The 684-nt window shown below is 66.8% G+C and carries 1 pseudogene; it reads left to right on the top strand.

The features are described 5' to 3' along the window. Positions 1 to 684, top strand: a pseudogene (locus tag WG891_RS26630) (hypothetical protein); the annotation flags it as partial.

Raw genomic sequence — 684 nt, 5'->3', positions numbered from 1 at the left:
AACAGCTACACCGGCAGCACCACGGTCACCGGTGGCGATGTGCGGCTGGGCAGCAACACGGCCTTGGGGGCCACCTCACAGCTGACGGTCAATGGGGGCTCTCGCGTCGATACCAATGGTTTCAGCCAGACGGTGGGCGCACTGACCAACCTGGGGTCGGTTATCCTGAATAGCGGGTCGCTGGTCAGCGGGCTGCTGACCAACAGCGGCGTTGTCGACCTGGCGGGGGGCACCCTGACCCTGCAGGAGGGCGGTACCTCCAGCGCGGTCGGCGGCCTGACCGGGGCCGGGACGCTGAACGTCAACGGCGGTACCCTGGCGCTGAGCGTGGCCAACAGCGGCCTGTCGGCGGCCACCCATATCGCGTCCGGTGCCACCATCACCGCCGGCGCGGCCAATGCGTTGGGCACCAGTGCGGTGGAGGTGGGCGGTACGCTGACGCTGAACGCGGCAGATACCCTGGCCAATACCCTGAGCGGGGTGGGCGTCATCAATACCGATGCCGCCATTACCCTCAGCGGCAACAACACCTTCAGCGGCCTGCATAACGTGAATGCGGACGGTACGCTGACCGTCAGCGCGGCCAATCACCTTGGCACCTCGGCCGCCCGCGTCAATCTCACCGAGGCGACCTCACACCTGATATTCAGCGGGGTGAGCGGTGAGGTGGCCAATACCCTGAGC

The sequence above is a fragment of the Serratia sp. MMO-28 genome (genome assembly GCF_037199905.1).
Taxonomy (GTDB): Bacteria; Pseudomonadota; Gammaproteobacteria; order Enterobacterales; family Enterobacteriaceae; genus Chania; species Chania oryzae.
This window is presented reverse-complemented; position numbering and strand designations above follow the sequence as displayed.